The following is a 16696-nucleotide window of genomic DNA, read 5'->3' on the forward strand; positions in this document are numbered from 1 at the left end:
CAAGGCAATGACCTTGTTTTTTTATTGCCTGTTATTTTAGCTTTAAATCATTGCATCTCTTTGACAAGGCTTAGATGTATTTTAAGATTTAAAGTTCAGTATAAAAAAAAGCCCATAAACAGGTTATGGGCAAGATCATCTTTAAGTGTTGATGAAATACGATTTGAATTTTTATTTTTGCATCCTATCAAGTTCAACCGTTATCGCATACTTATCTATATTGTATAAGTACTTATGCTTTTAAATGGTCTTCAAATTCCTCGCCTAATTTCATTGCTAAAGCATTACCAGAAAGCTCGCAAGTGACCAAACCATATTCTTTTTGAAAGCTAAATGTGAAACCGTGACCATCCGCCAAATTTTTGACTGAATAACCTAATTTTTCTAACCAAATACGAAACGCAATTAAATTTTTTGCTTTAACAACTTTTTTCACGAGAGAACTCCTATCCATTTATTTAATTATTAATAGGGATATTTCTTGAATTTTTAAAGGGCAGAAATGTATTTCTTTGACATTTTTTTCACTGATTTTTAGAAATCTAAAGTCCTTTTAAGCAATTAGAATATTTTAAAAGAATTATTTATTTGTAAATTATTGATATTTATTATTTTAACTGAGGTGGCGTAATTAATTTTAAGGTCTTAGATATATTGCCAAAAGATGACTTGGAAATAATTTGTTAATGATTTTTGGTTTTAGACTGTATTTATTTTCAGCATGAACACATGAAGATTTTCCATTGTTTTCATGCAAAGCTTTAATTTAGCGCAATGCATATCAGTGTGGAGCATGTCGGTACCAAATAGACATTAGCTTATACTATGGTTGAGTTTGAAGGTTTGGAAAATAGACATGACTGCACAAACAATCCAACAGCAGGTTGAGCACATAGTGAAGCAGATGCAAAATCAAGGGCTAGAGCCTGTTGCCGTGATGCTTGGGCATGAAGATTGGTTGCTATTTTCTTCACAATCCAATGTGGCTTATACGCCTTTTGGCAGTGCACGCCGTTATCAGCCCGCATTGTCCAATTTGCTTTTGGTGCGGGTCGATGAAATGAATGCTGTGCATGTGGTGACACAAACTCAATTAGATGAGTTTGCTGCCAGTAATCAAATTTTATAAGCCGAGAAAATATGAAATATCATGCACTTTCTTATCCAAATTTCAATTTAAAAGTTGTCTTTGAGTTCACGTAATTTCTGAAATTCTTCGACACTTTCGGCTCTTAAAAATGGATTAGTTTCCAGTTCTAGTTCGATGCTGCTTGGTAAAGTCGGTTGATTAAGCATGCGTAAACTTTCAATCTGTTGATAACGCTCTTCAATGGCAACATTGTCGGGTTCTACATGCAGTGCAAATTGAGCATTCGCCAATGTATATTCATGGGTGCAATATACTTGGGTACGCGGAGGCAGGGCAGCCAATCGGTTTAAAGATTGATACATTTGCAAATGTGTACCTTCAAAAACACGTCCACAGCCCATCGCAAATAAAGTATCACCACAGAACAATACATCCAATGCATCTATAAAATACACAATATGCCCCAAGGTATGTCCCGGAACGGCAATAACATCGACCTGTAAATCATGAAAATTGATATGGTCTTGGTTTTGTAAAGGATGCGTGATAAACGGAATTTTGCTCAATTCTTCACGTGGCCCATAAACAGGTAAATTACGTTCTGCAATGAGTTCAGGTACACCGCCAATATGGTCTTGATGCCAATGTGTCAACCAAATTTGCGCGATCTCTAAACCATGATTTTGGCAAAAACCTTCAACAGGTTTGGCATCAGTTGGGTCAACCACCACCACTTGTTTGCTGGCACAATGTTCAAGCAACCAAATATAGTTTTGTGATGGTTTCTGCGCATCAATAAGATGAACTTGGTAGTGCATGCTCAGTTCCTGAAACTTAATCGCTTGTGGCTATTACAGCATGCTTTTGCGGGCGTGTAAAAGTGTATCCCCAAGTGTCTGAGTATCGCTTTGCTATGTGACCACTTGATGATGAACAAGAGATGTAAAGATAAAATAGAAATAAAAATCAAATCCATAAAAAATGCCGTGATCAACACGGCATTTTAAAACAGAGATTCGGTTTGATCTTAGCGGATTTTTCCCAAGAAACGACCTAAACGTGTCATTGCTTCACGTAATTCATTTTCTGCAGGCAAGAACACGACACGGAAATGATCAGGCGTTGGCCAGTTAAAACCTGTACCTTGAACCAATAAAACTTTTTCTGCTTTGAGTAAATCGAGCATTAACTTTTCGTCATCTTCAATTGGATAGACGTTTGGATCAAGTTTCGGGAAGCAATACATTGCACCCTCAGGTTTGACACAAGACACGCCAGGAATGTCGTTCAGCATTTCCCATGCAATGTTACGTTGTTCGTATAAACGACCACCCGGACGAATTAAGTCATTGATAGACTGATAACCACCCAATGCCGTTTGAATCGCGTACTGCGCCTGATGATTAGCACACAAGCGCATAGACGCAAGCATGTCTAAACCTTCAATGTAGTCTGCAGCGCGTGATTTATCGCCTGTAATCGCCATCCAGCCTGAACGGAAGCCTGCAATGCGATACGATTTAGACAAGCCATTGAATGAAATACAAAGCTGATCACCCGCTAAAGCTGCAACCGCAACATGCTCAATGCCGTCATAAATAATTTTGTCGTAAATCTCATCGGCAAATAAAATTAAGTCATATTTTTTTGCCAATGCTACAATTTGTTCCAACACATGACGTGGATAAACCGCACCCGTTGGGTTATTCGGGTTAATAATGACAATACCGCGCGTATTTGGCGTGATTTTGCTTTCCATATCGGCAATGTCTGGATACCAAAAGTTTTCTTCATCACATTTGTAGTGAATAGCAGTACCGCCCGATAAATTCACTGCCGCAGTCCAAAGCGGGTAGTCAGGCATTGGTACCAGCATTTCATCGCCATCGTCTAACAAGCCTTGCATCGCCATAACAATCAGTTCAGACACGCCGTTGCCAATATACACATCATTGACATGCATATCGAAAATGCCTTTTTGCTGATAGTACTGACAAATCGCTTTACGCGCAGGGAAAATCCCTTTGGAGTCGGTATAACCAATCGCATTAGGCAAGTTCAATGCGACATCATTAATAATTTCCTGTGGAGCTTCAAAACCGAATGGGGCAGGGTTGCCAATATTCAGTTTAATAATTTTATGACCGGCCTCTTCCATTTCATTGGCCGCTCGTAACACAGGTCCGCGAATGTCGTAGCATACATGCTCAAGTTTTGATGATTTTTTTATTTCGCGCGGAGTCGTGTTACCTAGTACGGACATAGTTCCATCCAATGATTAGAAGATAAATAAATTATAGATTACTGAAATATCACAATCTATGCTGAAATTTAGCTAGATATTTTGCAAGGTCTAGCGTAAAAATGGAAGTACTGAAGCATGACACTGAATGTCAAAGATTTAAAGGAGTTAGTGATGGGAAAACTCAATAAAACAGACCGAGAATGGCAAAGAGAGTTATCACCAGAGGAATTTCGGATTACACGTCAAAAAGGCACGGAGCCTGCTTTTACGGGGAGATATTGGAATACTAAACAAGAGGGGATTTATACCTGTCGTTGTTGCGGTACAGCGCTATTCTCATCTGAAACAAAATATGACAGCGGTAGCGGTTGGCCAAGTTTCTATCGTCCAATCCAGCCTGGGGTGATTGAAGAACATCAGGATGGTTCGCATGGCATGCAGCGTACTGAGATTGTTTGTCATCATTGTGACGCACATTTAGGGCATGTTTTTGATGATGGTCCACAGCCAACAGGATTGCGCTATTGTGTCAATTCGGCTTCTTTAGAACTCAAAACACAAGAAAAAAATGATGAGGGAAATTATCCATGACTAACATTTATCAATTTGAAGCCGAGTTGTTAGATGGACAAAATAAAGCTTTTAGTGATTATGAAGGGAAAGTTTTGTTGATTGTAAATACAGCCAGTAAATGTGGTTTTACGCCTCAATTTGCAGGTTTAGAAAAGTTATATCAACAATATAAAGATCAGGGGCTAGAAATATTGGGCTTCCCGTGCAATCAGTTTGGTGGGCAAGATCCGGGCTCCAATGAGCAAATTGGGAGCTTCTGCCAAAAAAACTATGGTGTCAGTTTTCCAATGTTTAGCAAAATTGATGTGAAAGGTCCTGAAGCACATGCGATTTTCCGTTACCTGACCAATAATAGTAAAGGTATTTTGGGCAACGGAATTAAATGGAATTTCACCAAGTTTTTAATTGGCAAAGATGGCAAGGTGTTGAACCGTTTTGCTCCGACCACAAAACCTGAAGATTTGCAGGCGGAAATTGAAAAGGCTTTACGATAAAGGCTTGCGCTTGTGCAAGTAAGATAATTAAGGCGATCAGATGATCGCCTTAAATTTAATTGAAATCATTAACTTATAAAATCGCTTTAAGACGTTGAATTACTTGTTCACATTGCGCCAAATCTGCAACCAAAGCTAAGCGAACATGGTTTTCACCTGGGTTACCTTGTGCGGTTTCACGAGATAAATATCGCCCTGGAAGCACTTTAATATGGGCTTTTTCCATCAATATTTTGGCAAAATTTTCATCATGGTCGACTTTGAGCCAGTAATAAAAACCTGCATCTGGTTTTTTTAATGGCAGTAAATGCCCAAGTTCCGTTTGGAATAATTCAAACTTGGCGCGATATTGCATACGGTTATCTTCAACGTGCTGTTCATCATCCCAAGCTGCAATAGATGCCAATTGATGTTGTACAGGCATTGCCGCACCATGATAGGTACGATATTGCAAATAAGGTTTTAATAAGTTGGCATCGCCCGCAACAAAGCCTGAACGCATGCCGGGTAAGTTTGAGCGTTTAGACAAAGAATGGAATACGATGCAGTTTTTGTAGTCATCGCGTCCAAGTTCGGCACAGACTTCCAGTAAACCTGTAGGCGCTTGGTCAAACCATAATTCTGAATAACATTCATCAGATGCAATGACAAAATTATATTGATCTGACAGGGCAATCAGCTTTTTAAATTGTTCTTTTGAAAGGACAGCACCCGTTGGATTTCCCGGTGTACAGACAAATAATAAAGCAGTTTTTTCCCAGACTTTTGCAGGTACAGCATCAAAATCACCCAAGTAATTATTGTCTTCGGTGCAATTGATGAAATAGGGTTGAGCACCTGCCAATAAAGTTGCCCCTTCATAAATTTGATAAAACGGATTGGGCATCACTACATAAGGCGCATCTTCACGTCGAATCAAGGCTTGTACGAAGGAAAAAATCGCTTCACGTGTACCTGAAACGGGGAGAACTTGTGTGTCTGGATTAACTTGCTTTAAATGAAAGCGTTGTGTCAGCCAATTGGCAATGCTGTGACGTAATTCAGGCAGACCTTTGCTGTTCGGATAAGTCGATAAATGCTGAAAATTATCAATAATGGCTTGTTTGACAAATTCAGGTGCAGGATGTTTAGGTTCGCCAATAGATAGTGGAATTAACGGCAAATTTGCAGGTTGTACGTCCTGAAATAGTTTGTTTAACTTTTCAAAAGGGTAAGGATGTAATAAGGACAAACTTGAGTTCATGGATGTTCCGTAAATTGAAGTTAATGTTGACCACAGACCTGATTAGAGGCCTCATCTAAAGCAGCTTTGAGCTGGATGGCAAAGATATCTGCTTCAGACTTTGTCATTGGGTTGCCATCTTTTTTGGTGACGAAGAAAATATCTTCGGCACGTTCGCCCAGGGTGGCAATTTTGGCGGAGTGAATATCTAAGCCTTGCATCATAAACAAGCCGCCAATTTTGGCGAGTAACCCGGGATGATCTAGTGTGGCAATTTCGACCATGTTTTGATTCAGCGCTGCATTGAAAGTCACTTCTACTGTATTTTCAATGTCAAAATGACGTAATTGACGCGGAATGCGGCGTTGCATCAGACCCGGATATTTATCTGACTGGCTCAAGGCATTCACTAAAGCCTCAATCACCATTTCTTCACGTTCAGGGTCTGTTAAGAGTGTGCCAAAACGGTCTAAGACCACGTAAGTATCCAAACTAAAGGCTTTGGTCGCAGTAATAATTCGTGCATCCTGAACGTCAAGGTTCATGCGGTCTAAAATAGCGACAGTTGTGGCAAATAGGTTGGGTTGGTCTTGCGTGTAAATAAAGATTTGTACTGCGTCTTGTGCTGATTTTCGGTGCGCGCGCATGAGCACTAATGGTGCAGGATTATCGCCATGCTCCAAAATCGCGCGGGTATGCCATGCAATTTCATCGGCAGATTCTTTAATAAAGTATTCATCGCCCAGTTCTTGCCAGACTTTTTCAACAGCACTGAGTTCAAAATCTTTAACCAGTAACTCGCTTGCCGCAAATTTGGTGTCTTCAATCAGCATTTGATAATCGACGGGACGCCCAAGTCCTGAGCGAATGACATCACGCGCTTGCGTATAAAGTTGGCGCATTAAGGATGCACGCCATGAGTTCCAGAGTGTTGGATTAGTCGCATTAATATCAGCAACCGTTAAGGTATAGAGATAATCTAAATGCTCCATATCTCCCATTTTTTCGGCAAATTCCTTGACCACATCGGGGTCAGAAATATCTTTTTTCTGTGCTGTGACTGACATCAACAAGTGATTTTTGACTAACCATGCCACAAGGTTACATTCACGTTCAGTAAATCCGTGTTTACGGCAAAACTCAATCGCATCTACCGCACCAAGTTCACTGTGATCACCACGACGACCTTTAGCAATATCATGGAAAATCGCAGCCAAATAAATAATGTCACGACGGGCTAAACGTTGAAATACCGAGCTGACCACAGGAAAATCTTTCGCAAATTCAGGTTCTTTGAAGCGGCTTAAATTGCGCAGCAATAGTAGAGTGTGGGCATCGACTGTATAAATATGGAATAAGTCGTATTGCATTAAACCTGTAATTTGACCAAAAGCGGGGATGTAATTGCCCAATACACCTAAGCGTTTCATAGTCACCAAGGTATTATACAAGCGGTGCGGTGAGCGCAAAATTGCCATAAACAGCGCTTGATGCGTTGGATCATCACGGAAACTTTGGTCAATACGCTTGGCTGCAAGTGTCAGCAGGCGCAGTGTTCGTGCGCGAATTCCTTCAATTTCAGGACGATTGGCCAATAAATAGAAAATTTCTAAAATTGCGCTTGGTTTTTCTGAGAAAATTTTGTGGTGCTGCACGGCAAGTTTGCCATCGACCAGTTTAAAATTTTCATTAATTTCTTCAATGTTACGTTCATAATTAGGCAAACGCGGGGTAATGACCGACTCATTAAAATAGGCCAGCAACATTTCATTTAAAGTGGAAACTTGCTGTGCAGAGCGATAATAACGCTTCATAAATTGTTCAATCGGGTAATTTTGCGGTTTACCTTCTTCTCGAACATAGCCAAAAGTTGCTGCAATATCTCGCTGATAATCAAACAATAAACGGTTTTCATCACGTTTGGTTAAACGATGGAGATGATGACGGATTTCCCATAAAAAGCTTTCGGCTTCTTCAAGTACACCCAATTCAAATTCTGAAATAAAACCTAAATGCACCAAGTCGTAAATACGATTGACGCGAAAATGGCGTTTGGCAATCCAGCCAATTTGGTTGATGTCACGAATACCGCCCGGAGCATTTTTAATATCAGGTTCTAAATTACTTTCGGTGTCATTGTGCTGCGCGTAACGCTTGCTTTGCTCCTCCATTTTGGCATCAAAAAAGGTTTTATCTGTCCAAGTCTGCGAAACAATACGACGCGGCCATTTGGCAAGCTGCTGATTTCCTGTAATTAAACGCGCTTCAATCAAGGCAGTTGCAACAGTTAAATCACTGGTTGCCTGAATCACACAGTCTTGAATAGTCCGCACGCTGGTGGCAGGTTTGAAGTTGCCAACATCCCATAAAGACGAAATAAAGGTCGAAATAAGTTGTTCTTGTTCTGATGTGATTGCATCTTCCGACAACACCATAATATCGACATCGGAATAGGGCAGCATTTCTTTACGCCCATAGCCGCCCACTGCAAATAGGCTCAAATCGGTTTTGTCTAATTCAGCATGTTGCCATAAGAAAGTGAGCGCTTCATCAATCAGGTTAGAACGCGCCAAAATCACTTCACGAATGGATTGTCCATTTTCAAAACATTGTTGTAGCTGATTTTCGACATCGGTGCGCCATTGGTTAATGGCCTGAATGTCATGGTTGCTTTTTACATAATTCAGCAAGGGTAATGTAATGATCATGGACAATTCCGTTATGCAATGACGAGCTTAATTTTGATTTTCGTTTAAATGTACGCGAACAGTGTCCGCAGTATGCTGAGCTAGCTCACGCGCTTGCTCTGTGGTTTCTGCTCGTGCAGTGGCAACGCCCATACGACGACGCTCAAAACCTTCAGGTTTGCCAAATAAACGTAAATCTGTATCGGGAAGTGCTAATGCAAGATTCAGGCCAGAAAATGAAAGATTCGTTGCATCGACACCTGCATAAATCACCGCACTGGCTGCAACGCTATGGCGTGTGGTATTGACAGGTAAGCCTAAAATCGCGCGGGCATGTAATTCAAATTCACTTTGGAATTGTGAAGCCAATGTCACCAAACCTGTGTCGTGTGGACGTGGAGATACTTCACTGAACCAGACTTTATCGCCTTTCACAAACAGCTCTACACCAAAAATACCGCAACCACCTAAGGCAGTAGTCACTTTGTGTGCAATTCGTTTGGCTTCAGTCAAGGCAGCATCACTCATGGCTTGAGGTTGCCAGCTTTCTACATAGTCGCCTGCATCTTGACGGTGACCAATTGGGTCGCAATATGAAGTTTCGATCGCACCAGTTTCTGGGTTTTTAGCACGTACGGTTAATAAGGTAATTTCAAAATCGAAGTCAATTTGTGATTCAACAATCACAGTGCCTTGATTGACGCGCCCGCCAGTCTGGGCATATTCCCAAGCTGCATCAACTTCATCAAAGCAGGTGACACGCGATTGTCCCTTGCCTGAAGATGACATCACAGGCTTCACAAAGTTTGGATAACCAATGTCATCACATGCAGCGCGGAAAGATTCGAGAGAATTGGCAAAGCGATAAGCGGATGTCGGCAAACCTAATTCTTCTGCAGCCAAACGACGAATGCCTTCACGGTTCATGGTCAAATTTACCGCTTTGGCAGATGGAATCACTGTTGCAATATTTTGCGCTTCAATTTCAAGTAAAACTGATGTCGCAATGGCCTCAATTTCAGGCACAATTAAATTGGGTTGAATTTTTTCAATCAGTTGTTTTAATTCTGTGGCATCTGCCATGTTTAAAGTATAAGCATAATGTGCGACTTGCATGGCTGGCGCATGGTCGTAGCGATCGGCGGCATGTACTTCTACGCCTAAGCGTTGCAGTGAAATTACCACCTCTTTACCGAGTTCCCCTGAACCCAATAGCAAAACCTTGAAAGCAGAAGATTGAAGGGGAGTACCAATGGTCACGCTCATGTGAATCGTCCTTGCTAAAGTGGGCTTTTAGCATAGCAGAACTGTTCCATGAGTTAAGCCCTGTTTGCAATAAAATCATGATTTTGTCATCTCGTTGTATTGCATTCAGTGCTTTATAGTAATTAGGGCTGAATCCTGAAATAGCTCATTTGGGCGATCCAACCTCTAAATTTCAGCAACATTAGAACGAAAATGGCACATAGGTATAAATTAAACCATAGGTGATGGCTGCGGTAAGCGTGGCAGGGACGATTTTCTTAAACTTAAAATACAAACCTGTGAGTACTAAAAAGCCAATTAACATCGCAAAACTTTTATTGGGTGTTTCAAGCAAAGGTGGCAAGGTTGCAACCACAAGCATAGAGCTAATTGCGGCTATACCAATGCTGCCCAAAGCGATTTTAAGCCATAAAGCACCACGTTGCTGTGAGCCTTGTTGAAACTTTTGAATCACAAAAAATGGCCCAAAACGTGAGGCGAAGTTTGCGATACCGACCATAATACCGACCAAAATAATTTCTAAACTCATGATTTTGCTCCTGTATGTTCAGGGTCGGGTTGTTTTAAAACATAGTGTTTAAATAATCCCGCCAAAATACCTGAAGAAATCCCAATAAAAATTGCAGCAGATAAGTCAATAAAATAACAAGCTACGGCAGATACTAGAATGGTGATTCCCACGACAAAGGTGTGTTTCTTTTCAAATGCTGCCAATAAGAAGCTAAGAAATAAAGCAGGCAATAAAAAATCGAGCGCCGCTTGCAAAAACTGTGGCATTTTAGTGACTTGATCGGCAAATAATCCGCCTAACAAAGAGCCTAATGCCCAAGACAACCAACTAAATAAACTCAGTCCAAGCATCCATGATTCAGACCATTCCTGACGGCGCTGTGACAGTTTAATCATGCCTGAGGCAAAAACTTCATCGGTCAGACCCCATGACCAAATTGCAGTTTTTTTGAGGTTTAAACGATCTTGAATCAGGTTTTGTAAGGCCGGGCCGTAAAGTAAATGTCGAATATCCAAGGCGATTACCGTTAATGCGGTCATCCAGATTGAAGTTCCACTGCCCAATAAGGCAACGACTAAAAATTGACTCGCCCCTGCATACATCGAGCAAGATAAAAATAAGGCTTCCCATGCGCTAAAGCCGAATTGAGTTGCAGAAACACCAAAAGCAAAAGAAACAGGCAGATAGGTGAAAATAATCGCCTGACTATCTTTTGCACCTTGCCAAAAACTTGCTGCGGGCGCAGTTTGAATATTGTGTACGGACACGACACACCTTGTGGGAGAAAGTTGAACGATGGGTCAAATGAAGATTGTGTATTATACTTGAATTCATTAGCATGATGCCGAATTGTTTGTATGGGCGAACCGATATGTTGAAATTGAAAACACCTGTAATCCTGCTTGCTTCAATGTTATGCAGTAGCCTGTTATTGCAAGCGTGTAGCAATGACAACAACCCGCAAAAAACAGTAGAAATTAAGCCTGCGCCAAAACTCACCAATGATGCGACTGTGTATGCGCAAGCCGCGTGGGAATTAATGAATGAAGTTGAGCCGTACGTGTATCGTAAACAGCGTAACTTAATTGAAGATAAAGTCCGCAAACCTGCCCGTAAATTAAGTACCGACTGGCGTATTAATGTCAAAATGACCGACTCTGTAACGGAAGGGAAATATGCGCTGTGTCGTAAGGCCTTGACCAGTTTGGAAATTTGGGCACGTGCGACGATTGACAGTTCAAGCAGTCTTGCACAAAAACAAGCCGATTATGAACGTGATAAAAAACAATGTGCCGATGCTTTGGCGCATCCTGAATTGGGTAATACCGACCCGAAACAAAAGGGTAATGTGGTACAGTCTTAGTTGAGGTTGCTTTGCATTGATGTGATGCAGAATCTTCCATAAAAAACCTCGATGCTTACATCGAGGTTTTTTTGTTGAATCAATGCTTTGCTGCAAGGATTGTTCTAAAATTAAGCATTAAAACAAGTTAGACATTAAAGCGGAAGTGTAAAACGTCACCGTCTTGAACGATATAAGTTTTACCTTCCAAGCGCCATTTACCTGCTTCTTTTGCACCTGCTTCACCGTTGTATTGTACGAAATCCTCATAAGCAATACATTCTGCGCGGATAAAGCCTTTTTCAAAGTCAGTGTGAATTACACCTGCCGCTTGTGGTGCAGTTGCACCTACTTTCACTGTCCACGCGCGGACTTCTTGTACGCCTGCAGTAAAGTAAGTTTGCAGACCTAACAGCGCATAACCTGCACGAATCACCACGTTCAGACCTGGTTCTTCCATACCAAGAGCTTCTAAGAACTCTGCACGGTCTTCATCTTCAAGCAATGAAATTTCGGCTTCAATTTGGTTGCATAAAGGAACCACAATCGCATTTTCTTCTGCAGCAAGTTGTTTAACTGCATCTAAGTGCGGGTTGTTTTCAAAGCCATCTTCTGCCACGTTGGCAATATACATGGTTGGTTTTAAGGTTAATAAACCAAAACCACGAACCAATTTGCGTTCATCATCATCTAAATTGGCTGCGCGCGCAGGCTTGCCATCATCTAGTAAAGGTTGAATTTTTTCTAAAACGGCTTTGGTCGCTAAAGCTTCTTTATCGCCACCTTTGGCAGATTTTGCTAAGCGTGTAATGGCTTTGCTTACCGTTTCTAAATCGGCCAAAGCAAGTTCGGTATTAATGGTTGCAATGTCATCTAATGGGTCAATTTTACCATTTACGTGAATCACGTTTTCATCTTCAAAGCAACGAACCACATGCGCAATTGCATCGGTTTCACGAATGTTGGCAAGGAATTGGTTACCTAAACCTTCACCTTTAGATGCACCTGCAACCAAACCTGCAATATCCACAAATTCCATCGTGGTGGGTAATACACGTTGCGGATTTACGATTTCCGCCAATTTATCCAAACGTGAATCTGGCACAGGTACAATGCCTGTATTTGGCTCAATGGTACAAAATGGGAAGTTTTCCGCTGCAATTGCAGCTTTGGTTAAAGCATTAAAAAGCGTAGATTTACCAACGTTTGGCAGGCCCACAATACCACAATTAAAACCCATGAATAACTCACAACGTGTTATTTAAAAATTAGGCACGATTTTACATGAAAGGGCTGATAAAGTCAGGTCATCGAACAGATGTTTCTCCAATCCAGTTTGCTTGGCGTTATTTGTTGAATGTCTAACAGGAATTGATTTTGTAGTGTTGACTGTCTCGCCTGTATTTTGAATAAAAAGTACATTGTAATTATAAGAAGCTATGACTAAAGTATGACAAGCACAGTATTGATACTGCTTTGGATATCAAAATTTAAATATGGAGATTTTATGCGCATCTTATACCAGTTTCCTTTGTCTCATTTTTGTGAGAAAGCTCGCTGGTTATTGGATCATAAAGAGTTATATTATGAAGCGCAAAACTTAATTCCAGGTGTGCATCGCGCTTTTGCCCAATTAAAAACAGGGCAAAATAAATTACCTATTTTACGTGATCAAGAGCGCTGGATAGCAGATTCGACTCAAATTGCGTTATATTTGGACGATATTTATCCCGAACATGCCTTGTTACGCAGTGATGCTGAGCAATATAAACATGCCTTAGCCATAAATACTTTGGCTGATGAATTGGGGCAGCATGTGCGTCGTTGGGGTTTGGCGCATGCACTATCTGAAAGTGAAGAACCTCTGGAAATTTTAATTGGTGAAAAAGGCTATTTGCGTCAATTTTCTAAATATTCCAAGCCAATTATTAAAGCTTTGGTATCTAAGGGTTATCAGCTTGATCAAGATAAAGTCGCAGAATCTAAACAGCGAATGGATGAATTAATTGTCATTTTAAATCAACATTTAATTGATAATTATGGACGTTATTTTGTAGGTGAGCGTTTAGGGTTAGCCGATATTTCAGTGTGTTCGATGCTTGCACCTATTTTAGAAATTTCAGGTACGCCGTGGGAAAAAGAACACGATGAAGTCATTTCTGTAGAATTTAAAGATTATAAAAAGTATTTGCTGGATTTGCCTTTAGGGCAATATGTTTCTCGTATTTATCAAACTGAGCGTAACGCACGTGTAGATTGGCGCGGTATTTGAATGTTATTGCCTTAAATAAACCTACGCGCAATCTGTGCCTATTTTTGTATGCTGATGGCTAAAACCCTAGAGCCAAGAATTAGAACAAAGAATTTTAGTGATTCTAATTAAAATTCTGTACTGAGTTTGGCAGCGCATTGTACTTATTGTTGAGCACATCTGTTTTTAATACATTTCTTAAACTTGAAAAAAATAGACGGCTAGGATTGTGACAATTTATGAACGAAGCCGTTATTTATTGGATTGTTGAAAATTTAAACTTTTTAAAACAATAAGTTCAGTGAAATCCCTTTTGTCAATGTAGTTGCTCTAGCGATCAGCGGTTATTTCTAAAAGATAAAGATTTTGCTTTACTAATGGAAAGAATTTTCATTAAAAATGCTTAGTCTGCAAAACAATTCAAGTATAATGGTGGTATGTGTTTAATTTTTATCTGATTAAATTGAGTGCTTAAAATGGAATTGGATCGTTACGATAAGCATATTTTAGAAATTTTAAGCTATGAAGATGTCAATTTAAATGAGCTTTCCGAGCGGGTTAATCTGTCGGTAAGTTCAGTGCATCGACGTATTAAAAGTCTGATCGATCATAAAATTATTTCAGGTTTAAAGCGTGAAATTAATTATCAAAAACTGGGTTTTAGTTTACATGTGTTGTTGCAGGTATCTTTGAGCAAACACGATACTGATATTTTTGCCAAATTTTTGGATGAACTGGAAAGTATTCCTGAAGTGATACGCGCATTTTTGGTGACAGGTCAGACTGCAGATTTTATTGTAGAGGTTGTGGCGCGAGATATGGAAAATTACAGTGAAATTTTACTAAAGCGGATTGGTAAAATTGAGCATGTGGCAGGTTTGCATTCTAGTTTTGTGATTAAAGAATATGATGTTTTAAACTGTCATGGTTTATTAAATAAAGTTTAATTCATTAGAATTATTTTGCGTGATCTATTAAAAAACGCACGAGAACGTGCGTTTTTAGGAATTGCACTTAGACAGATTAGGCGTCTAAGTGTGCTAAAACCTCATCGGAGAATTCCACGTTGGTATATACGTTTTGAACATCATCTAAATCTTCAAGCATATCAATCATTTTCATGATTTTTTTCGCTTGGTCGATGTCCGTAATTTCTGCTTTAGTCGATGGACTCATGACCACTTCAGCATTGTCAGATTTCAAACCTGCTGCTGTTAGCGCATCTTGAACTGTACCAAAAGCTTCTGGCGTGGTAATAACCAAAATGCCATCTTCAGACACTTCAATATCTTCTGCGCCAGCCTCTAAAGCAACCTCCATGACTTGATCTTCTAAAGAGGAATCTTCAAATGAAATTTCCCCACGTTTTGTGAATAGAAACGCTACAGAACCATTTGTGCCTAAGTTACCGTCAGTCTTAGAGAAACAGTGACGTACATCTGGCACGGTACGGTTTAAGTTGTCTGTCATGGTTTCTACAATAACAGCAACACCACCAACACCATAACCTTCATAGGTTACTTCTTTAAGATCGTCGTTATCTTCACCGCCTGCACCACGCTGGATGGCACGGTTAATGACGTCACGTGTCATGTTAACTGAAAGTGCTTTTTCCACAACAGCACGTAAACGAGGGTTACTTGCCGCATCTGGACCGCCGAGCTTTGCAGCAGTTGTTAATTCACGAATAAATTTGGTAAACAACTTACCACGACTAGCATCTTGTTTGGCTTTACGATGCTTAATGTTGGCCCACTTGGAATGACCCGCCATGCGAACTTTGCTCCTTACAGATTGGCAGTATGCCTATCAAAATTGCGCCCATTCTAACATAAGCCCTTTTTTTAGATAAAGGGCAGAGTTTTAGGTTTTTAACCATTGCTTGGCGATGTTTTTGGCTCAGGGATAATAATGTCTAAGCCTACGTGCTCTTTATATAATTGTTGGATAAGTGCAATATCGTGATCTAAATCTGTCGGATAAATTTTTCCAATAATCCCGCCTACTTTAGTTTGTGAGTTGGCATACATTAAAACGATAGGCTCATTGGCTGCTTTGGCAATATGCCAAAAACCTGTACGAATTGGCTTGCGGGCTTCACCAGTTTTTGCACGAGTTGCTTCAGGTGCAATGACCAAATTGAAATGTTCATTTTGATCAAAAAGTTCAACCATTTGTGAAACTACATCTTTGCTAGATTTACGGTCGACTGGAATGCCGCCGATTTTTTCCAAAGTAGGTTTAAGCGGTCCTTTAAAAAGCTCTTTTTTAATTAATCGGAATCCTGCTTAAGCCGATGATTCCATAATTTGAATTATTGGCTTATTCCGATGGGTTAATTGATATGCACATAACGAAGCATATATTCCACTAAAAAATCCATGAATACTACGTGCTTTACTCGTTACTAAATTGTATTGGTAATCCCCCCTAAAAATAATAGGATCTAAAAGTAGAATTTTCTCTTAAGATACGAGCAGGAGATTCTGCATGAAAACATCTAAATTTACTGACAGTCAGATCATGTCCATATTGAAACAGGCAGAATCTGGCACACCTGTAGCGACCCTTTGCCGTGAACACGGCATGAGTAATGCCACCTTTTATAAATGGCGTGCCAAATATGGTGGTATGGATACATCATTAATGGCTCGACTGAAAGAGCTAGAAGCCGAAAATACCAGACTTAAAAAGATGTATGCGGAAGAGCGATTAAAGGCCGAAATCATCCAGAAAGCGATGGCAATGAGCAGCACTGCTGCGCAAGGGTAAAGCCATCTTGCCGGCGTAAGATGGCACAACAGGCAGTTGCCCAGCATGCCATTAGTATTCGTTTGGCTTGTAAAGCATTTGGCATTAGTGAAACCTGCTACCGCTATCAAGCCAAACTCAGCGATGACAATGCACTCATTGCTGAACAGCTCATTGAACTCACTGAGGAAAATTCCGATTGGGGCTTTGGTTTGTGCTTCTCGTATTTACGGCATGTTGAGAGTTGCTGCTGGAATCACAAGC

16 protein-coding genes and 3 pseudogenes are annotated in these 16696 nt (G+C 40.4%); 7 read left to right on the forward strand and 12 right to left on the reverse strand.

The features are described 5' to 3' along the window. Positions 1-232: 232 nt before the first annotated feature. Positions 233-436, reverse strand: coding sequence for a hypothetical protein (locus tag HX743_RS03450; protein ID WP_004971452.1), 204 nt, complete (start codon positions 434-436; stop codon positions 233-235). Between the two features lie 420 nt (positions 437-856). On the opposite strand from HX743_RS03450, the gene HX743_RS03455 reads away from it, so the two are divergent. Next, complete coding sequence (locus tag HX743_RS03455; RefSeq protein WP_178318515.1) at positions 857-1129, forward strand: hypothetical protein; 273 nt, start codon at positions 857-859, stop codon at positions 1127-1129. Between the two features lie 47 nt (positions 1130-1176). Here HX743_RS03455 and gloB read toward each other — a convergent pair whose 3' ends face one another. Both gloB and HX743_RS03465 read right to left on the reverse strand, forming a co-directional pair. Further along, on the reverse strand, positions 1177-1908 hold the full coding sequence (gene gloB / locus HX743_RS03460) for a hydroxyacylglutathione hydrolase (protein WP_178318516.1): 732 nt from the start codon (positions 1906-1908) through the stop codon (positions 1177-1179). Between the two features lie 209 nt (positions 1909-2117). Further along, entirely contained in the window at positions 2118-3353 is a 1236-nt protein-coding gene (locus tag HX743_RS03465; protein ID WP_178318517.1) for a pyridoxal phosphate-dependent aminotransferase, read from the reverse strand. A gap of 153 nt (positions 3354-3506) precedes the next feature. On the opposite strand from HX743_RS03465, the gene msrB reads away from it, so the two are divergent. Continuing rightward, a complete protein-coding gene (gene msrB, locus HX743_RS03470; RefSeq protein WP_096902313.1) occupies positions 3507-3926 on the forward strand; it encodes a peptide-methionine (R)-S-oxide reductase MsrB in 420 nt (139 codons plus the stop codon). Continuing rightward, positions 3923-4402 (forward strand): glutathione peroxidase, encoded by a 480-nt coding sequence (locus HX743_RS03475; RefSeq protein WP_019836246.1) that lies wholly within the window; start codon positions 3923-3925, stop codon positions 4400-4402. Before msrB ends, HX743_RS03475 begins: the two co-directional genes overlap by 4 nt. Before the next feature lie 73 nt (positions 4403-4475). On the opposite strand, the gene dapC is transcribed toward HX743_RS03475, so the two are convergent. From dapC to HX743_RS03500, 5 genes are all read right to left on the reverse strand, one after another. Continuing rightward, the gene (gene dapC, locus HX743_RS03480; protein ID WP_178318518.1) at positions 4476-5645 is read right to left on the reverse strand and encodes a succinyldiaminopimelate transaminase; all 1170 of its coding nucleotides are present in this window, start codon (positions 5643-5645) and stop codon (positions 4476-4478) included. 20 nt (positions 5646-5665) lie between these two features. Next, positions 5666-8332 carry a [protein-PII] uridylyltransferase gene (gene glnD / locus HX743_RS03485; RefSeq protein ID WP_178318519.1) on the reverse strand — a complete coding sequence of 889 codons (2667 nt, stop codon included), beginning with the start codon at positions 8330-8332 and terminating at the stop codon, positions 5666-5668. A gap of 27 nt (positions 8333-8359) precedes the next feature. Beyond that, complete coding sequence (gene purT / locus HX743_RS03490) at positions 8360-9577, reverse strand: formate-dependent phosphoribosylglycinamide formyltransferase (protein ID WP_178318520.1); 1218 nt, start codon at positions 9575-9577, stop codon at positions 8360-8362. Between the two features lie 181 nt (positions 9578-9758). After that, the gene (ygaH, locus tag HX743_RS03495; protein ID WP_004971441.1) at positions 9759-10106 is read right to left on the reverse strand and encodes an L-valine transporter subunit YgaH; all 348 of its coding nucleotides are present in this window, start codon (positions 10104-10106) and stop codon (positions 9759-9761) included. Further along, positions 10103-10840 (reverse strand): AzlC family ABC transporter permease, encoded by a 738-nt coding sequence (locus HX743_RS03500; protein WP_171062558.1) that lies wholly within the window; start codon positions 10838-10840, stop codon positions 10103-10105. Before HX743_RS03500 ends, ygaH begins: the two co-directional genes overlap by 4 nt. A 119-nt stretch (positions 10841-10959) precedes the next feature. Between HX743_RS03500 and HX743_RS03505 the strand changes: the two genes are divergently transcribed. Next, on the forward strand, positions 10960-11451 hold the full coding sequence (locus HX743_RS03505) for a hypothetical protein (RefSeq protein ID WP_026438320.1): 492 nt from the start codon (positions 10960-10962) through the stop codon (positions 11449-11451). A gap of 127 nt (positions 11452-11578) precedes the next feature. On the opposite strand, the gene ychF is transcribed toward HX743_RS03505, so the two are convergent. Further along, a complete protein-coding gene (ychF, locus tag HX743_RS03510; protein WP_178318521.1) occupies positions 11579-12670 on the reverse strand; it encodes a redox-regulated ATPase YchF in 1092 nt (363 codons plus the stop codon). 267 nt (positions 12671-12937) lie between these two features. Here ychF and HX743_RS03515 point away from each other — a divergent pair, with 267 nt between their 5' ends. Both HX743_RS03515 and HX743_RS03520 read left to right on the forward strand, forming a co-directional pair. After that, entirely contained in the window at positions 12938-13702 is a 765-nt protein-coding gene (locus tag HX743_RS03515) for a glutathione S-transferase family protein (protein ID WP_178318522.1), read from the forward strand. Positions 13703-14157: 455 nt separating this feature from the next. Beyond that, on the forward strand, positions 14158-14628 hold the full coding sequence (locus HX743_RS03520) for an Lrp/AsnC family transcriptional regulator (RefSeq protein ID WP_178318523.1): 471 nt from the start codon (positions 14158-14160) through the stop codon (positions 14626-14628). Between the two features lie 76 nt (positions 14629-14704). Here HX743_RS03520 and HX743_RS03525 read toward each other — a convergent pair whose 3' ends face one another. The 3 genes and pseudogenes from HX743_RS03525 to HX743_RS16550 form a co-directional block, all read right to left on the reverse strand. Beyond that, positions 14705-15454, reverse strand: a complete 750-nt coding sequence (locus HX743_RS03525; RefSeq protein ID WP_178318524.1) for a YebC/PmpR family DNA-binding transcriptional regulator — start codon at positions 15452-15454, stop codon at positions 14705-14707. A gap of 98 nt (positions 15455-15552) precedes the next feature. After that, positions 15553-15957, reverse strand: a pseudogene (locus tag HX743_RS03530) (1-acyl-sn-glycerol-3-phosphate acyltransferase); the annotation flags it as partial. A gap of 12 nt (positions 15958-15969) precedes the next feature. Continuing rightward, a pseudogene (locus tag HX743_RS16550) lies at positions 15970-16101 on the reverse strand (IS982 family transposase); the annotation flags it as partial. 70 nt (positions 16102-16171) lie between these two features. Here HX743_RS16550 and HX743_RS03535 point away from each other — a divergent pair. Beyond that, positions 16172-16696 (forward strand): annotated as a pseudogene (locus HX743_RS03535) (transposase); the annotation flags it as partial.

Source organism: Acinetobacter sp. Swhac1 (assembly GCF_013390985.1).
Taxonomy (GTDB): domain Bacteria; phylum Pseudomonadota; class Gammaproteobacteria; order Pseudomonadales; family Moraxellaceae; genus Acinetobacter; species Acinetobacter towneri.